Origin of the sequence: Desulfolutivibrio sp., assembly GCF_036584575.1 — a bacterium.
In the GTDB taxonomy this organism is placed as follows: Bacteria; Desulfobacterota; Desulfovibrionia; order Desulfovibrionales; family Desulfovibrionaceae; genus Desulfolutivibrio.
Genome location: NZ_JAZHDB010000118.1, coordinates 1 through 3,816 on the forward strand (window position 1 = coordinate 1; position 3,816 = coordinate 3,816).

General features: G+C 62.4%; 4 protein-coding genes. 1 reads left to right on the forward strand and 3 read right to left on the reverse strand.

Translation table 11 applies throughout. The features are described 5' to 3' along the window. A partial coding sequence (locus V3572_RS09320) for a hypothetical protein (RefSeq protein WP_332110721.1) occupies positions 1-326 on the reverse strand: 326 nt, incomplete at its 3' end. Positions 327-620: 294 nt separating this feature from the next. Between V3572_RS09320 and V3572_RS09325 the strand changes: the two genes are divergently transcribed. Continuing rightward, on the forward strand, positions 621-2,759 hold the full coding sequence (locus tag V3572_RS09325) for a SpoIIE family protein phosphatase (protein WP_332110722.1): 2,139 nt from the start codon (positions 621-623) through the stop codon (positions 2,757-2,759). A 293-nt stretch (positions 2,760-3,052) separates the two neighbouring features. Here V3572_RS09325 and V3572_RS09330 read toward each other — a convergent pair whose 3' ends face one another. Together V3572_RS09330 and V3572_RS09335 are read right to left on the reverse strand one after the other, a co-directional pair. Next, positions 3,053-3,580, reverse strand: coding sequence for a GNAT family N-acetyltransferase (locus V3572_RS09330; RefSeq protein WP_332110723.1), 528 nt, complete (start codon positions 3,578-3,580; stop codon positions 3,053-3,055). A gap of 54 nt (positions 3,581-3,634) precedes the next feature. Then, a partial coding sequence (locus V3572_RS09335; protein WP_332110724.1) for an efflux RND transporter permease subunit occupies positions 3,635-3,816 on the reverse strand: 182 nt, incomplete at its 5' end.

Here is a 3,816-nt window from a genome sequence, read left to right on the forward strand (position 1 = left end):
GGGTTGGCGGCGCGCGCGGCGGCCATGCGGGCGGCCTCTTCCGGCAGGGCGGCCAGGCGGGCGTCCATGTCCGGATGGGCGTTTACGATGGCCTTTTTCGACATGGGGCGCACGGCGGCCCAGGCGGCCTGCGCCGCCAGGCCTTCGGCCCTGGCCCTGGCCGGATCGCCGACCTCCACGGCGGCCCAGGCCGCCTCCACATGGCGGCGCATCTCGGTGACGTTGTTTCCGGTCGAACCCGTCTCTGCGGCCGGGAGGGCGGCGGGAAAGCAGACAATGAGCGCGGCAAAAAGGACGGCGCTGGCTCGGAAAAGGCGTGGGGACATGGCATCCACCTCATACAGGAAAGGGGTTTGCGGCAGGGGGAAAGCCGGAATGGCCAGGAGGCGGCTTGGCGCGTCACGGCAGGCGTCGCCTCTGAAAGCCTGTGTCGGTGCGGGCGGCGCATCGGTTACAAGGCCCTGCCCAGCATGTACGCACTCTCCCGGGACCGGGCAACGCCTTTTCCCCGCAGACGTCCCTGTGGCCCCTTTTCCCACAGCCCCCTTTGGGCTATGCCTAAGGCATGACCGTCATTGGCCGCCGGTCCTCGGGACATGGGGCCGACAGGGGAGCGCGATATGTTTCGAGCCGTCATCGGACAGGCCCAGTGCGTGGAGACCGAATGCGCCGCCGGGAACGTCATCCGGCAATGCCGGGCCCGGCTGGCCGGGGCCGCGCCTGGGGCGGGGATTGTGTTTTCCTCCTCCGGTTTCGATCTGCCGCAGCTTTTGGACATAACGGCCCAGTCCTTCCCGGACATGCCCTTGATCGGATGCACCACGGCCGGGCAGTTCTCCACGGCCCTGGGCCTCAGCCTCGATTCCATCTGCCTGGTGCTTTTCGTGTCGGACACGGTGCGTTTCGGGGTGGGGCTCGGCCGAAACGCCCTGGCCGACCCGGAAGGCGCGGCCAGTGAGGCGGCGGCCATGGCCCGGGCGGCCTGGCCCGACGAACCGGCGTCTTTGGCTTTCGCCTTTCCCGAGGCCATGGGCCTGACCCCGGGGCGGCTGGTGTCCGCTTTGTCCGCAGCCTTCGGATGTCCTGTCTTCGGGGGGTTCTCCGCTGGCGAGGGCCGCGACGACGTGCGCCAGTTTTTCGGGCGCGAGGTGGTGCGGGGAGCGGTTCCGGTGCTGTGCATGTTCGGCCCGGTCCGGGCCTGTTTCGCGGTGAGCAACAGTTGGCGTCCCGTGGGCCGCCGGGTGCGGGTGGACGCGGTGGATGGCGCCCGCGTGTTGCGCATCGACGGAAAAACCGCTGTGGATTTCTACCGCGACACCCTGGGGCCGCATGGGCTGCCGGCCACGGAAATGCCCCTGGCGGTGTTTGCGGACGACGGCCGGTTCGCCATTCGCGGTCCCATGGACTACGACGAGGAGGGCGGCGGCATCGTGTTTTCCGACGTGGTGCCCGAGGGCGCCGAGGTCCGCATCACCGAGGCCACCCGGGAGGGCGTCATCCGGGACGTGGCCCGGTCCCTGGAGGAACTGGTCCGGATCATGCCCGCTGATTTCATCCCCGACGCGGCCCTGGCCTTTTCCTGCTCCACAAGGCGCTACATCCTGGGCCAGCGCTCCCGGGAGGAGTTCGAGCTGATGCGCGGGCATTTTCCGCCCGGGCTGCCCATCGCCGGTTTCCACGCCTATGGCGAGATCAGCCCCCTGGCCCCGGGCGAACCGGCCCGGTTCCACAACTGCACCCTGGTCACGGTGCTTTTCGGGGACGGGAAGGGCGACGGCGCGTCCTTTCCCGTGCCGCCTGTGGAGGCGCCCGCGCCTGAATGTGCAGCGGACGCCATGGCCATGAAGGACCGGGAGATACGGTTCCTGAAAAAACAGCTCGCCCGCTCGGAGCAGCTCATCGTCCGTCTGGAGCATCTGCGCGACATCGGCGCCGGGCTGCAAAGCCGCATGAACACGGAGCTGCGCGACGCCAACCTGATCATCAAGGAAAAAAACCGGCTGTTGCGCGAGGCCCTGGCCCTGGCCGAAGAGGTGCAGTTGCGGCTTCTGCCCCGGGACAACCCGGCCGTGCCCGGCTTCGATATCGCGGGCAAAAGCATTTCCTGCGACGAAACAGGCGGGGATTATTACGATTATCTGGCCGTGCCCGGGGCTTGGCCGGGGAGTGTGGCGATTGTCGTGGGGGACGTGTCCGGGCATGGGGTGGCCTCGGCCCTGCTCATGACCACGGCCCGGGCGCTTTTGCGCATGCGGGCCTCCATGGGCGGCGGCCCGGCCTGCCATGTGGAGGACTTAAACCGCCTGCTGACCCAGGACACGGCCGAGACCGGGCGTTTCGTGACGCTTTTTTATCTGTCCATGGAGCCGTCGCCGGACGGATCGCGGCCCGGGCGCATGCGCTGGGTGCGGGCCGGGCACGATCCGGCCCTGGTGTACGATCCGAAGACCGGGGGATTTTTGGAGCTGTCCGAGGGCGGCGTGCCGCTGGGGATCATCGGCGACGTGGCCTACGAGGAATTCGTCTTCGAGGGCATGGCCGGGGGGCAGGTGGTGGCGCTGGGCACGGACGGCATCTGGGAGGCCAGAAACCGCAACGGCGAGATGTTTGGGAAAAAGCGCCTGCGCCGGATCATCAAGGAGAATACGGACCTTGCGGCCCGAAAGATCGTGAGCGCGGTGTTTGAGGAGCTGGAGGCGTTTCGCCGGGGGCTGCCCGCCGAGGACGACGTGACGCTGGTGGTGGTGAAGGTGTTGTAAAGGGTTTCTTTTTGTTTTGGATAACGATTTTGTAAGTATATCTTGTGGAGGGTGGTGCGTTAAGAAAAGGGGGAGTCTGATGTCGAAAGCCATCCCGTTCGATACCATCGTCGAGGCCGTCTTCGAGGGAGCCCAGAAAGGGATCAAGAGATACCATCGGATGAGTGGCGGTTACGATCGGGGGCGTTCGTGCAATATGCGGGGTAATTACCCCGCTATTGAGAGCCAATTATACCATCCCTTCGCCAATCATCGTATTGGTCTGGAAGTAATACGTTGATTTTCCTGCATAATTACAACTCGTTTTTCAAAATGGCATATACAAATGTATTCTCATATTTCGGCGTCCCATCAGGTTTTTTTATAAAGGATATAAATTCTATAAAGTGAGCCTCCTTGCGCATAGCAAGGCGTTCACAGAGCTTCTGCGAGCGGATATTATCCTCTTCCACATAGGCATAAATCCGTCTTGCATTTCTGTTTGCGAAAAGAAAACTGAGGAACGCCCTGACAGATTCACTTGCATATCCCTGTCCCTCGTATTGTTCGTTGAAATGCCACCCGACATTATAGGTGTCCGGTTCTTCTTTGACGGCAAATAAATTCCCGATAATGGCATTCTCTTCTTTCAGACAAACGGCGTATTGCAATTCGCTCTTGCTTCTGCACTCAACATTGGCAGCGGCCTCTTCCAACGTGCGTAGCCGTTCATCAATAAAACAATTCACACGAGGACGAGAAAGGTATGCAAACAATCCATCAGCGTCTTTGGCTTCAAAATTTCGAATGAGGAGCCTTGTCGTTTCGAACCTTGTCACCATGTATATCCTCCACTCCGGCAATTCATTTTCGCATCCGCGAGGTATTTTTCCGCCTTATGCGGCGGGAACCGTCGGTGAAGCCGGGGCATGTTCATGATCTTTTTTTCGTCCAAAAAACCGTGTCACCAAAACGAAAAACAGCGGTGTATAGTAAACGCCGAGTCCCGTTGCCGTGATCATTCCCGCCATTACCGCCGTGCCGAGAGCGTTTTGCGCGCCGGAACCGGCACCGCTGC

Bases quoted from the DNA above. Each gene is read 5' to 3' on its own strand.
- V3572_RS09325 (WP_332110722.1), top strand. From the start codon at position 621: ATGTTTCGAGCCGTCATCGGACAGGCCCAGTGCGTGGAGACCGAATGC.
- V3572_RS09330 (WP_332110723.1), bottom strand. From the start codon at position 3,580: ATGGTGACAAGGTTCGAAACGACAAGGCTCCTCATTCGAAATTTTGAA.